Source organism: Rhodococcus sp. RS1C4 (assembly GCF_002258225.1).
GTDB classification, from domain to species: Bacteria; Actinomycetota; Actinomycetes; order Mycobacteriales; family Mycobacteriaceae; genus Rhodococcoides; species Rhodococcoides fascians_E.
In genome coordinates this window covers 49,446-68,655 of the sequence record NZ_NOXZ01000003.1, presented here as the reverse complement: position 1 = coordinate 68,655, position 19,210 = coordinate 49,446, and the positions used below count along the sequence as shown (strand labels likewise).

General features: G+C 66.5%; 15 protein-coding genes. 10 read left to right on the top strand and 5 right to left on the bottom strand.

Annotation, left to right across the window (positions count from 1 at the left end):
* Nucleotides 1-22 precede the first annotated feature (22 nt).
* Entirely contained in the window at nt 23-589 is a 567-nt protein-coding gene (locus CH289_RS00405) for an NADPH-dependent FMN reductase (RefSeq protein WP_020111153.1), read from the top strand.
* Nucleotides 590-596: 7 nt separating this feature from the next.
* Here CH289_RS00405 and eccE read toward each other — a convergent pair whose 3' ends face one another.
* Complete coding sequence (eccE, locus tag CH289_RS00400; RefSeq protein WP_231383798.1) at nt 597-2,267, bottom strand: type VII secretion protein EccE; 1,671 nt, start codon at nt 2,265-2,267, stop codon at nt 597-599.
* Nucleotides 2,268-2,480: 213 nt separating this feature from the next.
* Here eccE and eccB point away from each other — a divergent pair, with 213 nt between their 5' ends.
* The gene (gene eccB / locus CH289_RS00395; RefSeq protein ID WP_094726971.1) at nt 2,481-3,932 is read left to right on the top strand and encodes a type VII secretion protein EccB; all 1,452 of its coding nucleotides are present in this window, start codon (nt 2,481-2,483) and stop codon (nt 3,930-3,932) included.
* Here eccB and mycP read toward each other — a convergent pair.
* From mycP to CH289_RS00380, 3 genes are all read right to left on the bottom strand, one after another.
* Complete coding sequence (mycP, locus tag CH289_RS00390) at nt 3,881-5,377, bottom strand: type VII secretion-associated serine protease mycosin (protein ID WP_094726969.1); 1,497 nt, start codon at nt 5,375-5,377, stop codon at nt 3,881-3,883. The genes eccB and mycP overlap by 52 nt on opposite strands.
* Nucleotides 5,335-6,882: a type VII secretion integral membrane protein EccD gene (eccD, locus tag CH289_RS00385; protein WP_231383797.1), complete on the bottom strand. Its 1,548-nt coding sequence runs from the start codon at nt 6,880-6,882 to the stop codon at nt 5,335-5,337. Before eccD ends, mycP begins: the two co-directional genes overlap by 43 nt.
* Nucleotides 6,883-7,007: 125 nt before the next feature.
* A complete protein-coding gene (locus tag CH289_RS00380; protein ID WP_020111148.1) occupies nt 7,008-8,042 on the bottom strand; it encodes an LLM class flavin-dependent oxidoreductase in 1,035 nt (344 codons plus the stop codon).
* A 220-nt stretch (nt 8,043-8,262) separates the two neighbouring features.
* Here CH289_RS00380 and eccCa point away from each other — a divergent pair, with 220 nt between their 5' ends.
* The 8 genes from eccCa (at nt 8,263) to glmM (ending at nt 18,080) form a co-directional block, all read left to right on the top strand.
* Nucleotides 8,263-12,282 carry a type VII secretion protein EccCa gene (gene eccCa / locus CH289_RS00375; protein ID WP_027498696.1) on the top strand — a complete coding sequence of 1,340 codons (4,020 nt, stop codon included), beginning with the start codon at nt 8,263-8,265 and terminating at the stop codon, nt 12,280-12,282.
* Nucleotides 12,279-14,051, top strand: a complete 1,773-nt coding sequence (locus CH289_RS00370; protein ID WP_094726967.1) for a type VII secretion-associated protein — start codon at nt 12,279-12,281, stop codon at nt 14,049-14,051. Before eccCa ends, CH289_RS00370 begins: the two co-directional genes overlap by 4 nt.
* 166 nt (nt 14,052-14,217) lie before the next feature.
* A complete protein-coding gene (locus CH289_RS00365) occupies nt 14,218-14,526 on the top strand; it encodes a WXG100 family type VII secretion target (protein WP_230593817.1) in 309 nt (102 codons plus the stop codon).
* A 79-nt stretch (nt 14,527-14,605) separates the two neighbouring features.
* The gene (locus CH289_RS00360; protein ID WP_019663588.1) at nt 14,606-14,899 is read left to right on the top strand and encodes a WXG100 family type VII secretion target; all 294 of its coding nucleotides are present in this window, start codon (nt 14,606-14,608) and stop codon (nt 14,897-14,899) included.
* Nucleotides 14,900-15,017: 118 nt separating this feature from the next.
* On the top strand, nt 15,018-15,359 hold the full coding sequence (locus CH289_RS00355) for a TraR/DksA family transcriptional regulator (protein ID WP_020111145.1): 342 nt from the start codon (nt 15,018-15,020) through the stop codon (nt 15,357-15,359).
* A gap of 192 nt (nt 15,360-15,551) precedes the next feature.
* Nucleotides 15,552-15,995, top strand: a complete 444-nt coding sequence (rplM, locus tag CH289_RS00350) for a 50S ribosomal protein L13 (protein WP_019663590.1) — start codon at nt 15,552-15,554, stop codon at nt 15,993-15,995.
* Nucleotides 15,992-16,528 (top strand): 30S ribosomal protein S9, encoded by a 537-nt coding sequence (gene rpsI, locus CH289_RS00345; RefSeq protein ID WP_019663591.1) that lies wholly within the window; start codon nt 15,992-15,994, stop codon nt 16,526-16,528. The genes rplM and rpsI overlap by 4 nt, the downstream gene beginning before the upstream one ends.
* Nucleotides 16,529-16,742: 214 nt before the next feature.
* Entirely contained in the window at nt 16,743-18,080 is a 1,338-nt protein-coding gene (glmM, locus tag CH289_RS00340) for a phosphoglucosamine mutase (RefSeq protein ID WP_020111144.1), read from the top strand.
* A gap of 7 nt (nt 18,081-18,087) precedes the next feature.
* On the opposite strand, the gene CH289_RS00335 is transcribed toward glmM, so the two are convergent.
* Nucleotides 18,088-19,128: an LLM class F420-dependent oxidoreductase gene (locus tag CH289_RS00335; protein ID WP_020111143.1), complete on the bottom strand. Its 1,041-nt coding sequence runs from the start codon at nt 19,126-19,128 to the stop codon at nt 18,088-18,090.
* Nucleotides 19,129-19,210 lie beyond the last annotated feature (82 nt).

Here is a 19,210-nt window from a genome sequence, read left to right as displayed (position 1 = left end):
CGGTCGCCGTTAGGCTCGACCGATGAGCAGTGGTCGCATCGAACTCGCGGTGATCGTCGGGAGCGTCAGGCCGCAGCGGTTGGGGCCTTCGGTGGCCCAGTGGTTCGTGGATGTCGCCGGGCAGCGGGCGGAGTTCTCCGTGTCGCTGCTCGATCTGCTGGAATTGGAGCTGCAGTCGGATCTGTCGCCGTCGGCGGGTGCCGAGAGACTGGCCGAGACGATCTCGTCGGCCGCCGCGGTCGTCGTCGTGACGCCCGAATACAACCACGGTTACCCGGCGTCGGTGAAGACCGCCCTCGACACGTTGAAGTACGAATGGCGAGGCAAGCCGATCGGGTTCGTGTCCTACGGTGGCATGTTCGGAGGTGCGCGAGCGGTGGAGCAGTTGCGTTCGGTTGCAACCGAACTGCACATGGTGACGGTGCGAGACAGCGTCGGATTCGCACGTGCGCGAAAGGTGTTCGGCGGCAATCGGATTCCTGAGACCGGCCCCGAGTTGGATTCAGCGAACCGAATGCTCGATCAGCTGTGGTGGTGGGCGTCGGCTGCAGCGGCACGAGTCGCTGTCGACCCGTATCCGCATTCCTAGGAGCCGGTCAGTAGGTCGAGTTCGAACGTCGCAGACTGCGCGGTCGGCCGATGAAGGCTGTCTCCTGTGGGATGGTGACCAGGACCAGTTCCACCTCGCTCGTGGACGTTCGAACCCGGATGCGATCACCGGCCGCGCCCGGCTGGTGAATGGACACCGTCGGGTCCGGCATCGGTGTTCGTGAAATCTGCTCGGTGAGTGTCAGCACGGTGACCCCGTCGTTGCGGACCTGACCCGGTGTGCTCATCGTGTCGGAGAAGTCGTGCACCACCAGATCCACCCGTGTACCGGTTCGGTGTGGGCCTCCGTCGATTCTCAACCGCTCCGGAGTTGCGAGCGAGTCGACGAGTGGACCCCACGCGTGGGGTCTGTCGGTACGGATCAGAATACGTGCACCCGTGGCGACAGCCCTGAAGACCAGCTGCTGGGCGAGATACAGCTCGCCGGCGACGTGAACCGATCCGATGTCCGTGCCGTGGATCCGCGCCGCGACTCCGTGGCCGGATGCGTCCGAACCGAGAAGTTGCCCACATCCCGACGTCGGCAACCGGAGCTGTGCTGCGTGATCCTGGTCGATGGATCTGACGGGATCGGCGTACCCGCGGGCGGTGATCGCGAGTGGCAGTGACGTGAGCAGGGCTTCCCGTTGGCGACCACGCATCGACACCGGACGCGGAATGGACGGCGTCGGGACTGCCGACCTGGTGACGAATCCGCAGGATCCGGAGAGCAACACCACGCCGACACCCGAACTCGGCTGGATGCGGAGGACGACGGTCGACGTGGACGCGGGCACCGACCACAGATCTTCGAGAGTTTCGGTGTCCAGCCCTCGGCAATCGATCCCGAAACCGGTCCTGATCACTCCCGGCAGAGGAGCGATCGACCAACGCTGGGTGAGGGATTCGAACGACGTCCCGCGGCACATGCGTGAGGCGGCGGCGTGAATCTCCGAGCGTGTGAGCGTCCGAGTACGTACGCGACCGGCCTCCAACGCCCGCGCAACTCGCCGGGTAGCGATCGCGATCGTCCGGTCCAGACCGTCGCGGCCGCCGCCACGGGCGTCGACTGCTTCACGGTTCTTCCGCTCGTCCAGCGTCACGGTGACCCACACCGACCGAGCCGAGACGGCGGGGAGCGGGCCGATCAGGTTCTCGTACACGTCCGTCGCAGGTGATCCCGGTGCCGTTCTCGACCCGTGCGAGACGATGTCGATTCGGCTCAGAGAAATGTCGTGTTGGACAAGAGATTCAGTGAGGTCGCCGAGGCCGAACGCAGAGTCGGTCATGGCGGTCGACCGTCCGAGCCTGGTGGTGGCTCCAGGTGTCGGGAGAAGTTCCAACACACACGAGACCATGGTCCCTCGCCGGTGCACTCCGACGGCGGTTCCGTCGCCGTCGATGTACTCGGTGGTGACGCCTGTCGAGGGGACGGTCCCCGCCAGATATCGAGCCGACGTGAACCCCCAGTCGAGGAGGGGGCGTCCGCCCACGACGACGAACGGAAGCAGCGCGAACGGCAGTGCACACAGCACGACGGTGAGGGGCGGAAGCTCGGCAAGCACCGCCGAGAGGCAGACCAGGACCGCGAATACTTCGACTCCCAGAGCTCGACGCAGGGTCGGTGCTCGAAATACCGACGTGCGGGCCGGGCGACGGCGCCCCGGTAGCGCGGCCATCATGAAATCCTCCCCCCGAAGGCTGTCCGTGTGACGAGCCGGACCCCCATCGCGGCTCAGCGGCGACTCTACGCTGTGCGCAACGATGTTGAAACCTCGTGCTCGCCGTCCCCGAGCGGTCGTCGACGGCGGTCGTGGCCGGGTGGGTAGTAGGGTGTGCGCCGGGGACGGACCCGAGGGTGTGTCGGGTCCGAAGAAACGGTAGGGGGCACCGTGGCGGCGACGCCGACAACGAAATGGCAGGTCGGCGGATACAGATTCCTCGTTCGCCGAATGGAACACGCATTGGTTCGGCGGGACGTGCGAATGCTGCACGACCCCATGCGCTCTCAATCCCGTGCACTCGCAGTCGGTCTCGTGATCGCGTGCATCGGACTTGCCGGGTGCGCAGCGCTCGCTCTGCTGCGGCCCCAGGACAAGATCGGCGACTCGGCGATCGTAGTCGGCAAGGAATCCGGCGCGATGTTCGTCCGCGTCGACGAAACCTTCCATCCCGTGCTGAATCTCGCGTCGGCACGCCTCGTCGTCGGGCAGGCGGACGATCCGACGATCGTCAAGGACAGCGAGCTCGCGAACAGGCCGCGAGGGGCGTTGGTGGGCATACCCGGTGCGCCGTCGTCGCTGCCGTACGACGTCGACGGTACGTCGGTCGCGTGGAGCGTCTGCGACACCGTTGGCGCGGCGGGGTCCGTGGCGGGCACGACCGTGATCGCAGGCGATCCCCGACACGGTGACGGCATCGAACAATTGCAGGACACCCAGGCTTTCCTGTGGGAGACCGGAGACGGGGTCTTTCTCGTCTACGACGGTGTACGCGCCGCGATCGATCTGAACGACAGGTCGGTCGTTCGAGCGCTCGGGCTAGAGAACACCGTGCCCTCCGGAGTCAGCGAGGCACTGGCCAACACCGTGCCCGTGGTTCCTCCGATCACACCGCCGCTGATTCCGCGGGCGGGCGAGTCACCCGCCTACTCGCTCGCGGGGAAGACCGTCGGCTCGGTGGTGAAAGTGGTCGACACCGAGGATCGTTACTACGTGGTCCTCTCCGAGGGGATTCAGGAGGTCAGCGTTGCCACCGCGCAGCTGATCACGTTCGCCGACTCGCAGGGGAGTCCGGAGATCGACTCGTTGACTCCCGACGCACTCAGCGATGCACCGTCGGCCGACTCGCTCGGGGTGAAGACTTTTCCGCGGTCCCGGCCGTCGATCGTCGATCGTCGGTCCGAGCCGGTGGCCTGCGTGGCCTGGCTCCCACAGGACGCGCCCGACGGCGGCCCCACCGCACGTCTCGAATTCTCCTCGGGCAGAGTGCTTCCGCTGCCGGACTCTGCTCGACCCGTTGCGTTGGCCCAGGCCGACGGTGGGGGACCTGCGGCCGACGAAGTGTTCGCGGCGCCGGGTAGCGGAGGTTTCGTGCAGACCACGGGGATCTCGCCGACGAGCGTGCGACGAGACGGATACTTCTTCGTGGCCGACACCGGCGTGCGGTACGGGGTCGCGGATGCGGACGCGGCCAAGGCACTCGGCTTCGGAGCGGCTGCGTCCGCACCCTGGCAGATAGTCGAATTGCTCGGCGTGGGGCCGGCTTTGAGTCGAGACGCAGCCTTGACCGCTCACGACGGTGTCGGACCAGATCCGGACGCAGCCCTGCTTCCATCCGAATGAGGGAGGACTCGGCGCCGCAGGGGCAGTGACAATCCGAGACCGAGAACGAGGACGACACCGACCGCCGCCGCGCCGGTCAGAGCCACCGTCCGCGGCTGGGTGTCGGGCGGCTCCGGCACGAGTGGCGCGGCGATGTCGACCGGCGAGGCAGGGAAATGCGCAGAGTCGTCGAGTACCTGCCCGGTAACCGCGGCCAGCGGATCGACGACGCCGTGACCGACGAAAGGATTCCAGCCCTCGGCGGGTGCGTGCGCTGTGGCCTCGATGCGTTCGATGACCTGGGCGGCGCGAAGGTCGGGCCGGTGCGCCCTGATCAGTGCAGCAACCGCGGCGACCAGGGGAGCCGAGAAACTCGTTCCTTGAATCGGAGTCACACCGCCCTGATTGTCGATGGTGCCGCCGGCGAGTCCGGTGCCCGTCGGCGACAGAGACGTCATCGCCGTGCCCGGTGCCGCGACGTCGACCCACGGGCCCGCGAGGGTGAACGCCGCCGGTGATCCGTCGGGGTTCACCGACCCGACGGTGAGAACCTGATCGTCGAACCATGCCGGTGTTGCGATCGTGGCGACGCGATCCCATTGATCGGCGAACGGATCGGTCGGGTCGGGTAGGGGGTTCTGCGTGGCGCACGCGGACCCGCCGCCTCCGGTGTTGCCTGCGGCTGCGACCACGACGACGTCCTTGACCGTGGCGGCGTACTCGACGGCCGCGCCCAGGGGGCCGTCGACAGGACCCGTCCCACCCGGTACGCACGCCATTTCGGAGATGTTGATGACGGTCGCGCCGAGGTCCGCGGCAGTGCGTACGGCCATCGCCATCGTCATCACGTTGCCGTAGCCCGACGCGTTCGCTGCAGCAGGATCCTCGGAGTCGGGCTCACCGCCTTCGCGGACGATCCGAAACGCGTTGCTCGACTGACGGATCGACAGAATCTGTGCTTCCGGAGCGCCGCCGGCGAAGCCGCTGCCCTCCACCCGTGACCCGGCGATGAGACCGGCGACGAGAGTTCCGTGGGCGTCGCAATCGGACAGTCCGTCGCCCGTGTGAACGTAGTCGCCTCCCGGCCGCAGACCAGGCAGTCGCGGGTGCGGTGAGACGCCCGTGTCGATAACGGCGACGACCTGCCCGGCGCCTCGGGTGATGGGCCACACGGACGCGAAGTCCAGAGCCTGAAGCTCGGCGGGAATCGCGCTGCCGTCCGGGATCTCCGAGACAGGAACACAGGCGTTTCGTTGCTCGGTGGGATCGAGAGGGGCGGCAGGCCCCGGTTCGGGCAGCAGCCCCGGATCGACGACGGGCCGGTCCGCGCTCGCGACTCCGGCTCCGACGGTTGCCGAGATCATCGCGGCAGCGATCGGAACCGTCAGTGTTCGTGCCCGGGCGCGCCGACTCGATCGGACCGTCACAGCGCGCGCATGGCCGTGTACAAGCCACACACCCAGCACGCCAGTGGGATCACGGTGGCGATCGCCGCGTACTCGATCAGTTCTGCAGTGCGCCGAAGGACCGGGGAGTACTCCCGGGTGGGCACGGCCGAACCGAAGAACAGCGCCACGAGCGCCACAGCGACGCATGCGACGAAGACTGCCGGCTGGATCGCGTCCGAATCGGATACGGCCGGCGTGAACACGACGGCCGCGAGCAAAGTCAGAAGGATCGAAGCACCGCCGAGGACGAGAGGAAGCGCGTGGGTCACCTGCGCGAAGGTTCGCCCGCGCAACAGCAGGAGCAAGGCCGTCGCGAGTGCAAGGGACACGCCCGGCCGATAGATGGCGTCGCTCGATCCGAGCGCAGCCAGAAGGGCGCCACCCGTGGCCGCCGCGCCGCCGGCACACACGAGACCGGTCAGGTGACTACGGGCTCGCCGCGCCCGATCGGCGAGTTCGGCCGCGCCGGTGGGGTCTTCGTCGCCTGCGTCGTCGAGCGGAGCTCCTGCCGTCGGTACGGGAGGTAGTGGAAGTCCTGCCTGCATCATCGACACACGAGGTGCGGCCGCCAAGGCGGCCAACGCAACCACGGTGGTCCCCGCTCCGATGGTGCTCACCGGAAGATCGGTGAACATCGACACCGTTGCGCCTGCGCACACGGTGACTGCTGCGGCACTCGCCGCGGTGAACACTGCGGATCCGTGGCCGCCGGTACGCAGTGCAAGAACGGCTGAGGCGCCGACCAGAGCCCCGCCGAGCAGGAGGTGTGGTGCCCCGAATTCTCCTGGAACGAACCGAGATCCGGCCACGAACATAAGTGGGAGCGCGCATGCGGACAGAAAAACACCGGTGCTGTCGTCCCGATAGAATCTCCCGACGACGGTTCCCGCGACGATCATCAGCACTGCGGTCGTCGCCGCGGCCACGGCTGCAGTGACGCTCCGGGCGCCGACCTCACCGGCGTCGACGCGACCGCCGAGTTGCAGCAGTGGAAGCATCACGGCGATGCAGGCGAGCAACACCGCCGACGCACTTGTCACGAAACCCACTCGCCGCGCGGTGGCGGCTGTCCAGAGGCCGTCCCTCGAGCCATCCCCCGAGCTGTCGACGGACGCCACCGCGAACATCAGATCGTCGTGAAGGGGAGGTAGCGCCGGGGCGTCGGCGGTACCGAGAACGAGCAGCTCACCGTCGCGAACCGATGCCTCGTTGAGCGTTGCCGTGCCCGAGATCGGCGGCATCCCCACTTTCGACAGCACCCAGTCTCGGCCGTGTCTGTCGTTGGCAGCTGTTGCACGGGAGTCGACGATGTCCACGATGCCGGGGATCAACAGCGAGATCGGCACGTCGGTGGGTAGAGCCATGTCCACCTGTGCGGATTTGCCGAGCACCGTCAGTCGACACAGGTCGAGCGGCGCTGCAGCGCCACGATCCCGCACGTCGCTCCTGGTGCTCGGTTCCACCGAGTTCGGCTGCAACCGCGCGCCGTGTCCGTTCACGGCCTGCGAAACATCCCCCGTCACTGCTCGTCCCTCGTCACTGATGTTCCCCCGTCGTGCACAGTCACCCCGCTCGTGCCCCCCTGGCTACGAGCGTGGCCCACGATACTCGGAAGCAGGGGCCTGCGGCGACGTGCCGGACGGTTCGATCAGACTGCGCTGGTCGCAGGTTCCTCGCTCCGCAGATTCGTCGCCTCGGCAAGGAGTTCGTAGGACCGCAGCCACGACGCTCGGTCGACGACCCCGGACGCCACGATCAACTCGTCGGCGTCGGCGTGGCGTACGAACCGATCGAGGTAATCCCGGACCGTTGCCGGTGTTCCCACCGCCGAATACTTGGTCATCTGCATGATCTGTCGGCCCTGCGGCGCGTCGAGAAGCATGTCCGCTTCCTCGTCGGTGAAGGTTCGCCCACGGCCGAGCAGCAGGCTGACGCGACTGCGTTTGGTCGCGAGGAACTGTTGCTGCGCATCGGCTTCGGTGTCGGCCGCGATCACGTTGACACCTGCGATGACGTAGGGGGCGTCCAGCTGGTCCGACGGGCGGAACTCACGGCGATAGATCGATACGGCCTGCTCGAGCGCATCGGGTGCGAAGTGCGACGCGAAAGCGAACGGCAGACCGAGCGCGGCCGCGAGCTGCGCGCCGAACAACGACGACCCCAGAATGTACAGCGGTACCCCCGTGCCTGCTCCCGGCGTTGCCACCACGCCCGGCACGAGAGAATTGTCGGAGAGGAACCCCTGCAATTCCTGAACTTCCTGCGGGAAGCGGTCCGCCGACGACGGGTCTCGGCGCATCGCACGCATGGTCTGTTGGTCGCTGCCCGGTGCTCGGCCGAGGCCCAGATCGATGCGTCCCGGGTGCAGCGTGGCCAGGGTGCCGAACTGCTCTGCGATCGTCAGCGGCGCGTGGTTGGGCAACATCACTCCGCCCGACCCGAGCCGGATGGTGGTTGTGTTCGCGGCGACGTGACCGATCAGCACACTGGTCGCCGACGACGCGATGGTGCGCATGTTGTGGTGCTCGGCGTACCAGATTCGCCGGTAACCCCATTTCTCCGCGTGTCGAGCGAGTTCGACGCTCGCATCGAAGCTGTCCCTGACGCTTTCACCTGGACCTATGTGTGCCAGATCGAGGATCGACACCGGTACGGAGAACGGTTGCGACGGGGATGAGGACATGCGCGCTGCCAGCCTTTCGACGAGAAATATCGTGTTCGAGAGCGACCGAACGCTCTTCGTGAAGACAACCAGCGAGGACTGCGAGCTATTCCGACGCTCGACGCGAGGGCTGGCTCACCGTGCGCGCATGCGTTAGCCTTCGGGCCGGAGTCGCTCTCGCCTGGGAACGAGCGCGGTCTTCGTGTCGGGGGGGACAGCGCGAGACGGTGGGGGCAGCAGCGTGAGTACGGTTCGTTTCGTTCGTGGTGCCCGCCGTCCGGTGCCCAGAACCCCTGGTGGCGAGGTCACCCTTCAGGCGCCGCCGGAAATTCCTCGGATCGTGCCGGGAAATCTGCTGATGAAGCTCATGCCGGTGGTCATGGTGGCGGCGATGGTCGGCATGGTCGCGTTGATGTTCACCTCCGGCATGGCCGCGAACCCCATGATGCTGATGTTCCCGGCGATGATGCTGGTATCGATGCTGGGGATGGTCGCGGGCGGAGGAAAAGGCGGCGGCGCGCGGACCGCCGAGGCGAACGAGGACCGCAAGGACTACCTTCGTTACCTGGACCAATTGCGCAAGGACGTGCGCGTCACGGCCGACGCACAGCGCACAGCCCTCGAATGGTCGCATCCGGATCCGGCCGTCCTCTGGTCGTTCGCCGGAACCCACCGAATGTGGGAACGACGCACCGCGGACCCCGATTTCTGCCACGTGCGGATCGGCCGTGGCACGCAGAGATTGGCCACCCGGCTCGTGCCACCGGAAACCGGCCCGGTCGAGGAATTGGAGCCGGTGTCGGCGGTATCCCTCAGGCGCTTCGTGCGTGCGCATTCGGTCGTGAACGACCTGCCGACCGCGCTGTCGCTGCGCGGATTCGCGGCGATCGCCCTCACCGGGGACCGTTCCGCTGCGAGGGCGACGGTGCGTGCGATGATCGCGTCGCTGTGCACCTTCCACGACCCGGATCAGGTGCGCATCGCAGTGGTGTGCGGGCCGGACACGGTGATGCACTGGGACTGGATCAAGTGGCTCCCGCACGCGCAGCACGAGCTTCTCGAAGACGGAGTCGGCAGTGCTCGGATGATCTACGGCTCGTTCCTCGAACTCGAAGGTGCTCTGGGCGAGCAACTTTCACTGCGCAACAGGTTCACGCGCGGCGCGCCGGCAACAGCCGGTGTCGCGCACATCGTGATCGTCGTCGACGGGGGATTGCTGGACAACAGTGGCACCGACGTGACACGAACCGGGTTGGAGGCGGTCACGGTGCTGGATCTCTCCGGATTCGCGACGTCGCTCGCGTCCAGTCGAGGGCTGCGACTCGTCACCGAGAACGGAACGGTGGGTGCGGTCAGCGGCCCCGGCGTCGAGATCTTCGGGCAGGCGGACACGCTGAGTGTCGCAGCAGCGGAAACGGTGGCGCGCCGGCTGTCTCCCTTCCGTACGACCACCGCTCGGCACAGCGACGTCACCGTCGACGAGGGTGAGTCGATATCGACATGGAACCGACTGCTCGCGATCCCCGATGTCGGTGACCTCGATCCGATGCGTGTGTGGACGCCGAGGCGTGGGCGCGACCGGCTGCGAGTACCGATAGGCGTCGCGCCCGACGGAAGCGCGGTCGAGATCGACCTGAAGGAATCCGCGGAGAACGGCATGGGTCCGCACGGACTGTGCATCGGTGCAACGGGATCGGGAAAATCGGAGTTTCTCCGGACATTGGTTCTGGGGTTGGTGGCGACCCACTCCCCGGATCAGTTGAACCTGGTCCTCGTGGACTTCAAGGGTGGCGCGACGTTCGCCGGGCTCGAGGACGCGCCGCACGTCGCCGCCGTGATCACCAACCTGTCCGACGACCTCGCACTCGTGGACCGGATGAAGGATGCGCTGGCCGGTGAGATGAACCGCCGTCAGGAACTCCTCCGAGACGCCGGTAACTTCGCCAACGTCACGGACTACGAGAAAGCCCGATCGTCCGGCGCGGCCTTGGCGCCGATGCCCGCACTGTTCATCGTCGTCGACGAATTCTCGGAGTTGCTCAGTCAGCAGCCGGAATTCGCCGATCTCTTCGTTGCCATCGGACGTCTCGGACGATCGCTGCACATGCACCTGCTGCTGGCCAGTCAGCGACTCGAGGAAGGCAAGCTTCGCGGGCTGGACAGCCACCTGTCGTACCGGATCGGATTGAAGACGTTCTCGGCGAACGAGTCTCGGACGGTCCTGGGGGTTCCCGACGCCTACCACCTGCCGGCGCAACCCGGCGCGGGCTACCTCAAGTGCGACTCTGCCGAGATCATGCGGTTCGCGGCGTCCTACGTGTCGGGTCCGTACGTTCGTCCGCGTACGGCACGTCAGGTGAACGGACGTACGGACGTCGACATCGTTCCGAAGCTGTTCGGTGCGTTCCCCGTACCGGTTTCGCCCGGCGACCGGGCGCGCGAGGTGGAGGAAACGCACCCGGTCGACACCGCGGACCTCCTGGCGGACGGCGCCACGAGCGTGGACGACACTCAGGACGTCCGTACGGTTCTGGACGTCGTCGTCGAACGTGTTCGTGGGCACGGTAACCCGGCTCACGACGTCTGGCTCCCTCCGCTCGACCGGTCGCCGGCGCTCGACAGCCTGGTCGGAGCCACGGATCCGGCGGCGCTCGCCCAGCGACCGGCGACGCTGCGGGCACCGATCGGCATCGTCGACAGACCGTTCGATCAGCGCCGAGATCTCCTGCAGGTCGATCTGTCCGGCGCACAGGGGCATCTGGCGATAGTCGGTGGTCCCCAGACCGGAAAGTCGACTGCCGTGCGCACTCTGATCATGTCCATGGCGTCGACGCACACGCCGGAGCAAGTGCAGTTCTACTGCCTCGATTTCGGCGGTGGAACCCTCAACGCATTGATCGACCTCCCTCACGTGGGCTCGACGGCGAGCAGGCTCGACGTCGATCGTGTTCGTCGCACGGTCGCCGAGGTGACGTCGGTGATCAGTCGCCGTGAGCGTCTCTTCCGCCAACGGGGTATCGATTCGATGGCCGAATTCAGACGCCGACGGACCGAGCATCCCGTCGATCCCGAGGATTCGTTCGGAGACGTGTTCCTGGTCATCGACGGGTGGGGGAGCATCAGAACGGATTTCGAGCCGCTGGAGCAGCAGCTCGCCGCCGTCGCCGCGCAGGGGCTGTCGTACGGCGTCCATCTCGTCGTCACTGCGACGCGGTGGGCCGAGATCCGGCCCGCGACGAAGGACCTGATCGGTACTCGAATCGAGCTCCGTCTCGGTGACGCATCGGACTCGGAGTTCGGACGGGTCAAGGCGGCCAGGGTGCCGGAGAACAGGCCCGGCCGCGGAATCACGAAGGACGGGCTGCACCTGCTGGTCGGCCTACCGCGCCTCGACGGTGCGTCGTCGACCACGGATTTGGGCGCAGGAATCACCGCTGCGCTGCGCAGTGTTTCGGCTCGATACGGCGACAGAGCCGCTCCTGCCGTACGCATGCTTCCGGACAGCTTGCCCCTCGCGGACCTCAGGCGGGTACTGGTCGGTCGATGGCCGCGGGTGCGCGGAGACGTCGCGGAGCTGTGGGTTCCGCTCGGCATCGACGAGGCCGAACTGAAACCCGTCGCGATCGACTTCGCCGAGCAAGCCCACTTCCTCGTGTTCGGAGACACCGAATGCGGAAAGACGTCGTTGCTGAAGTCCATCAGCTCCTCACTCGTGGAAGCGAACACGCCTCAGCAGGTCAAGATCATCTTCGCGGACTATCGACGGACGATGCTCGGTCTGGTGGACACCGATCATCTGGCCGGATACGCCGCGTCGCAGCCGGTTCTGACCACCATGATGACCGAGCTGGCGTCCAAACTGGCCGAACGCATGCCAGGCCCGGACGTCACGTCGCAGCAACTTCGCGAACGGTCGTGGTGGACCGGGCCGGACATCTTCGTGATCGTCGACGATTACGATCTCGTGGCCACCGCGTCGGGAAATCCCCTGACGCCGTTGACGGAATACCTTCCGCACGCGCGAGACATCGGCCTGCACCTCGTCGTCGCGCGGCGGTCCGGCGGAGCCTCGCGGACGATGTACGACCCGGTGATCTCGCGCATCCGCGATCTCGTGTCACCGGGGTTGGTGATGAGCGGCTCTCGTGACGAGGGCAACCTCGTCGGAACGGTCAAACCGTCGCCGATGCCGCCGGGACGGGGAATGTTGGTGGACCGGCGTGGACAGTCGCTCGTGCAACTGGCCTGGTCCCCGGCATGAGGGTGCGGGCCGCAGACTCCGCTGGAACCTACGCCGCAGTTCACCTCGGTGAGGATTGCGTGTCCGTGTTGGTGAGTTCGGCGGCTGGAGTGCAGTGCACCAGGTTCGACATCGCGCTGACGATGGACGAAGGCACCCTGCTCTTCCTGCGTTCCGATCCGCCGGACGTGGCGGCCGAGCATGCAGCGGCCGTCTCCGAGACCGAGCGGCGACCGTGGTCGTTCGTCGACGACGAAGCCGTACTCGTCGGATCGACCGTAGTTCCCACGGCTCGGGTGTTCGGCGGAATCGTGGGCGACGCACTCGCACGGTCCGGCGTCGTGGGTCACGTGGACCTGCTCGAGATCGCGTGTCCGTCGGCGTGGGGTGACGCTCGCCGCGACGTCGCACGGCGAGCCGTCCGTTCCTCGGCCTGTGAGGTGACGGTGATCGACTCCGCGACGGCGGTCGTTCGATCGCTCGGAGAGCGTGCCCCCGAGTCTGCTGTGGTCGTCGAGGTCGACGATCTCAGCTCGGTCGTCGTCGGTCTCGATCGACGGCGAGACGAGCCGGGGGTCGACGGGCAGCCACACGGCTACGTTCGCGATGTGCGCTGGGACGCGGTGGGCAGCAGAGACATCGATGTCGACGCCGCCGCGAGCCGCTCCGTTCTCGACCGTGTGGCTGCTCTCGTCGCGGCCGAACCCAGGCGTGGACGAGTCGACGTTTTCGTCCTCTCGACGACAGGCGACGAACCCGTCCTGCCCGGACTCACCGGACCCGGCGTCGGCGAGCCAGCGTCGGACGACCTGCACGCGTATCGGATTCACCGTGCGACGGGTCCGACCGTCGTTCGATCGATGGCGGCCGCCGTCGGACTGTCGGATCCGGGTGACGCACCCGGGGATTCGTACCGTTCGGCAGACGCGGGCTCGGCGTACGAGCCGGCCGCGGACACCCCCGACTGGGCCAGTCCGTTCGCAGCAGACATCTACGCGGCCGGGGTGCGCGGTGAAGTGGGGGCCGGTGACTTTCGAGCAGATCCCACGGTGCACCCGCCGGTGCCGTTGGGCCGAGCCGCGGCGTGGTTGACCGAGGCGACCGCGCCGTCGCCTCCGACGCGCCGTGTTCCCGCGCCGGCTGTCGGCGCGCTGGCTCTCGTCCTCCTGCTCGGCGGGCTGGTGTTCTTCGTGTTCCGCGCGGAGAAACCTGTACCTTCCGCCCAGCCTGTTTCCGCCCAGCCTGCATCCTCTCGACCCGTCCCGGCAGTGGCGCCGACGTCCGAGCCGCCGGTAGCCGGATCGTCGACGCGGGCCGCCGAGCGCTCGACGCCCGTGTCGACACCGAATTCGACGCCGGACCCGGTCTCACGGTCGGAGTTCGGGAGAGTCAGTATCGCCGGGCCTGCGACCTGGACGACGCGCAGCGAGCAGACGCGAATTCTGTTGATACCGCCGGACTTTCCCGAGCGGCGGATCGTCCTCTCCTCGACGGAACTGACACCGGGTGCATCGTTGGATTCGGTGGCCGAGGATCTGCAGCGACAACTCGACGCGCGCAGCGACGAGGGGTCGATCGTGGAATTCACCGCCGCGACCGATTTCGGTGAGCGAGTGGGCATCTCGTACGTGGAGAACCCGCCCGACGGTTCGACGGTGCAGTGGCACGTCTTCGTCGACGGCGGGCTGCAGGTCAGCATCGGATGCCAGAGTTCTGCGGGCTTCGCGGACGCGTTGATCGACGACTGTGCGCGGGCGGTGTCGAGCTTGTCCGTCTCGCCGGCTCGGTAGATTCGCACATCGCTTCGAAGATTCTTCGGATCCGATGGAACCGAACCACCGGCCGGTTGCGTCCAATCAGATGTAGGGGGAGATCTGCTGGTACGCCATGGCGAACCGGTGCCTCGACCGAGCATTCACCAGAGTGCTCGACACCGATGAACACGAAGGGGTCGACATGGCACAAACCGATATTCAGACCATGCTCGCAGTGTCTGCAAAGGTCGACGGCCTGCGAGGCGAAATTCACGATCTGCTGTCCGCGCTGCGCGGCGATGTGAACCACGCGGCGTCCGGTATCTGGCAGGGTTCGGCATCGACGACATTCGCCCAGGTCATGACCAACTGGGATTCCAGCGCCAACAAGCTGGAGAACGCTCTGTCCGGCATCGGGGAGTCGATCAAGACCAGTGGTGTGCAGTACGACCAGTCGGAGCAGGACAACACGTCTCAGCTCAACTCCGTCGCGAGCAGCTTGAACCTCTGATCGCTCGCGCTCGGCTCTCGAACGTACGGACCAATCAACTCGTCGGCCTGAAGTCGATGGACACGAATGCGAGGAAACGATGACCAGCGGTGAAATCAAGTACAACTTCGGTGCGATCGGCGATCTGGCCGGCGGCATGACCACCAAGTGGTCGCAGCTCAACGAGAAGCTCGACGACGTCAAGTCGTCCATCCAGCCGCTCGTCGCGACGTGGCAGGGTGCCGACTCCGATCAGTACCAGGTCAAGCAGAACGAGTGGAACGCTGCGCAGGCCGAACTCAACGGCGTTCTGCAGAGCCTGATCGGCGCGGTGAACTCCGGCAACCAGCGGATGCAGGAGCAGGAAGCGGCCAACCGCGCGCGCTTCTCCTGATCTTCGTCGTCCATTCGGCCCCGACGTCCTCGCGACTTCGGGGCCGAATTGCGTGTGCGCCGGACTGTCGGTGACGCGGGGGTTTCCATCGGACGCCGCGCGATGTTCACTGGACCGCGTGACGGATCAGCTGGGCAGGATCGAGGAGGCGAGGTCGGTCGTCGCTGCTCGGCTGGAGTCTCTGCGGTCTCAGTTCGCCGCGATCGTCGAGGGCTCACGGCGGTCCACCGACGACGACGAACACGACCCGGAGGGTTCGACCATCGCGTTCGAGCGTGCCACGGTCGCGTCGCTTGCCCGCGATGCGGAATTGGAGTTGCGCGAGCTCGATGCAGCCACGGAACGCGTGGCGTCCGGCACCTACGGGATCTGCGAACGGTGCGGAGAATGCATCGCCGACGCTCGTCTCGACGCATTGCCCGCGGCACGCCGCTGTATCCGGTGCGTCCGTGCACGGTGAGTCGGGCGCACCTTCCGGTCGACGGGCGTTTTGACCTGGGGGCCACGCAGCCGGTATCGTCCATCGTTGGCGTGTATGGGAACGCCGCGCACAATGCTGCGCGGCCGACTCCTTGATCTCGGGTCTCAACTGGCCGCCGAGGTCATCAATACGTCTTGGCCAGCAGCGACATCATGAAGACAGGACTTTTACGTGTCTACATACAGCCCGAAGGCCGGGGACACCACCCGGACTTGGCATGTGATCGACGCCACGGACGTCGTGCTCGGACGCCTTGCCGTCCAGGCCGCGACTCTGCTGCGCGGCAAGCACAAGCCGACCTACGCACCCAACGTCGACGGTGGCGATTTCGTCATCATCGTCAACGCCGAGAAGGTTGCCATCAGTGGCAACAAGCTCGACGGCAAGTTCCACCACCACCACTCCGGCCACCCGGGCGGACTGAAGTCGCGTTCGACTCGTCAGGTGTTGGAGAACAACCCGGACCGTCTCGTGGAGAAGGCCGTCAAGGGCATGATCCCCAAGAACAAGCTCGGTAATGCAATCGCGGGCAAGCTCAAGGTGTACGCGGGACCGAACCACCCGCACGCAGCTCAGCAGCCCGTTCCGTTCGAGATCAAGCAGGTGTCCCAGTGACGGCGCCGGAGGGAAATGACGTGACGTCGCAGGAAATCCCAGAAGAGGCAGTGGAGATCGCCGCGGACGAGTTCGTCTCCGTGGAAGAGCCCGAGGTCGTCGAGGAGATCGAGGCAGCTGCCGCCGCTCCCGCGCCCATCCTGTTCGACCGCCCGGTTCAGACCGTCGGCCGTCGTAAGGAAGCTGTCGCTCGCGTCCGGTTCGCTCCGGGCACCGGCGGATTCAAGCTCAACGGCCGCAGCCTCGAGGACTACTTCCCGAACAAGGTTCACCAGCAGCTCATCAAGGCTCCGCTGGTGCTCGTCGATCGTGCGGAGTCCTTCGACATCGTTGCACTGCTGCACGGTGGCGGACCGTCCGGACAGGCAGGCGCGCTGCGTCTGGCCATCTCTCGCGCCCTGATCGAGGTCACCCCCGAGGATCGCCCGCCGCTGAAGGCTGCCGGCTTCCTCACGCGTGATGCTCGTGCAGTCGAGCGTAAGAAGTACGGCCTGAAGAAGGCACGTAAGGCGTCGCAGTACTCCAAGCGCTGACGCGCCGCACAGTTCTACCCGCGAGGGCAGGCGTCCACGAAGTATCGGATGCCTGCCCTCGCGGCGTTTGTTCGACAGTTCTACATTCGAGCGGAGCCTGCGGAGCGACCGCATGCTCCATTCGAGCGGAGCCTGCGGAGCGACCGCATGCTCCATTCGAGCGGAGCCTGCGGAGCGACCGCATGCTCATTTCGGCGAAGGGGGACATGCCCGCATGACTCGACTGTTCGGTACCGACGGAGTACGGGGGCTGGCCAACGACCTGCTCACCCCCGAGTTGGCGTTGAAGGTGGCCAAGGCTGCGGCCGCGGTTCTCGCGCCCAGCTCGCCGGGTACGACTCCCGTCGCGGTGGTAGGACGTGATCCTCGTGCGAGCGGCGAAATGCTCACCGCTGCAGTCACTGCCGGGCTCACAGCGTCCGGAGTGGACGTCGTCGACGTCGGGGTTCTTCCCACGCCCGCAGTCGCATTCCTCACCGCAGACCTCGGTGCCGCACTCGGTGTGATGATCTCGGCATCGCACAATCCCATGCCGGACAACGGAATCAAGATCTTCGCCGCGGGCGGCCACAAGCTCGACGACGATGTCGAGGATCGAATCGAAGCGCACATCGCAGGCGATTTGCAGGGCGCCGCGCCGACAGGTGCAGGAATCGGCCGCGTCCGCGCATCGTCGGACGCCGCGGGTCGATACGTCGCGCACGTCGGACGTGCGTCGACTCATAGTCTCGACGGGCTGACCGTTGTCGTCGACTGCGCGCACGGGGCGGCCTCGGTGGTTGCACCCGCGATCTATGCGCAGGCAGGTGCCGACGTGATCGCCATCAACGCCGACCCCGACGGTCTGAACATCAACGACGGGTGCGGATCGACTCACATGGAGGACCTGCAGAAGGCCGTCGTGGAGCACGGCGCCGACCTGGGAATCGCACACGACGGCGACGCCGATCGGTGCCTCGCCGTCGACTCGACGGGTGCGATCGTCGACGGCGACGCGATCATGGCCGTCCTTGCCGTCGGTCTCAAGGACGCGGGCGTCCTGACCGACGACACGCTGGTTGCCACCGTGATGAGCAACCTTGGCCTGCACATCGCGATGCGCGAGGCAGGGATCTCGGTCCGTACCACCGCGGTCGGTGACCGGTACGTGCTCGAGGAGCTGCGGTCGGGCGGATACGCGCTCGGTGGCGAACAGAGCGGGCACGTGGTGATTTCGTCGTTCGGTACCACCGGCGACGGCGTTCTGACGGCCTTGCTGTTGATGGGGCGGATGGCCGAGACCGGACGTTCCTTGGCCGACCTGGCATCGGTGATGACGACGCTGCCTCAGGTGCTGATCAACGTGAAGGTGTCGGACAAGCGCGCTGTCGCGTCGGCCCCGGCTGTTCTGGATGCGGTGTCCGAGGCGGAACGGATCCTGGGTGACTCCGGGCGAGTCCTGCTGCGCCCCAGTGGAACCGAGCAGTTGGTGCGGGTGATGGTGGAAGCTGCCGAGGTGGATCTGGCGAACCGGCTCGCCGAGGATCTGGCGAGCCGGGTCGGCCAGGTCTGACCGGTGGTCAGGCCGTCAGTTCCCGTAGCTTGGTCAGCTGCGCGACGCGGCCGGCGGTGTTCTCGGCAAGTGGCGCGACGTTCAGCGTGGTGACCCCGGCTTCGGCGAACGCGGCGACACGCTCCTTGACGTAGCTTTCGGGACCGATCAGGTTGACGGCGCGGACCAGCTCGTCGGGCACAGCCGCCGCGGCCTCCTCCTTCTTTCCCGCGAGGTAGAGGTCCTGGATCTTCTCGGCTTCGGCCTCGTAGCCGTATCGCTGCGCCAGGTCGTTGTAGAAGTTCTTGCCCTTTGCGCCCATTCCGCCGATGTAGAGGGCGAGATGCGGCTTCACCCAGGGCAGGAACTTCTCGGCGTCGTCACCGATGGCGAGCGTCGGGCTCGCGAACACCTGCAGGTCGCCGAGCGACGGATCGCGCTTGGCCTTGCCTGCGGCCAGGGCGTCACCCCAGACCTGCTCTGCCTTCTCGGGGAAGTAGAAGATCGGCTGCCAGCCTTCGGCGATTTCGGCCGTCAACTCCACGTTCTTGGGTCCCAATGCTGCGATGACCACGGGGATGCGTTCGCGCACAGGGTGATTGATCAGCTTGAGTGGCTTTCCGAGACCGGTGCCCTTCTCGGCGGGAAGGGGGATCTGGTAGTACTTGCCCTGGTGTTCGACCTTCTCGCGGCGCCACACCTGGCGGCAGATGTCGATCACTTCCCTGGTCCGAGCGATCGGCGCGTCGTATTTGACGCCGTGGAATCCCTCGACCACCTGAGGTCCCGATGCGCCGAGGCCCAGAACGAACCGGCCGTCGGAGACGTAGTCCAAGCCGGCTGCCGTCATCGCCGTCAGCGACGGCGTGCGGGTGTAGATCTGGAAGATGCCCGACGCGATCTTGATCGTCGACGTCTTGGCGGCGAGGAACCCGAGCTGGCTGACGGCGTCGAACGAGTACGCCTCGGGGACGAAGATGATGTCGACCCCGGCCTTCTCCAGCTCCGCGACCTCGGCGACGGTCTCGTTGAACCCGCCCGAATAATTCAACATGGTTCCGATGTGCATGGGACTCCTCGCAGGTAGGTGCTATCCGATGTCGAGTCTTTCCGCTGGCTCACTGTGACCCGGCGGGTTCTTGTTATCGGAC

What these genes read in the sequence shown, in the direction of transcription:
- CH289_RS00405 (WP_020111153.1), top strand. Translation starts at nt 23, where the DNA reads ATGAGCAGTGGTCGCATCGAACTCGCGGTGATCGTCGGGAGCGTCAGG.
- CH289_RS00380 (WP_020111148.1), bottom strand. Translation starts at nt 8,042, where the DNA reads ATGTCCTCATCCCCGTCGCAACCGTTCTCCGTACCGGTGTCGATCCTC.
- CH289_RS00365 (WP_230593817.1), top strand. Translation starts at nt 14,218, where the DNA reads ATGGCACAAACCGATATTCAGACCATGCTCGCAGTGTCTGCAAAGGTC.
- eccE (WP_231383798.1), bottom strand. Translation starts at nt 2,267, where the DNA reads ATGGCCGCGCTACCGGGGCGCCGTCGCCCGGCCCGCACGTCGGTATTT.
- CH289_RS00360 (WP_019663588.1), top strand. Translation starts at nt 14,606, where the DNA reads ATGACCAGCGGTGAAATCAAGTACAACTTCGGTGCGATCGGCGATCTG.
- CH289_RS00370 (WP_094726967.1), top strand. Translation starts at nt 12,279, where the DNA reads ATGAGGGTGCGGGCCGCAGACTCCGCTGGAACCTACGCCGCAGTTCAC.
- CH289_RS00335 (WP_020111143.1), bottom strand. Translation starts at nt 19,128, where the DNA reads ATGCACATCGGAACCATGTTGAATTATTCGGGCGGGTTCAACGAGACC.
- glmM (WP_020111144.1), top strand. Translation starts at nt 16,743, where the DNA reads ATGACTCGACTGTTCGGTACCGACGGAGTACGGGGGCTGGCCAACGAC.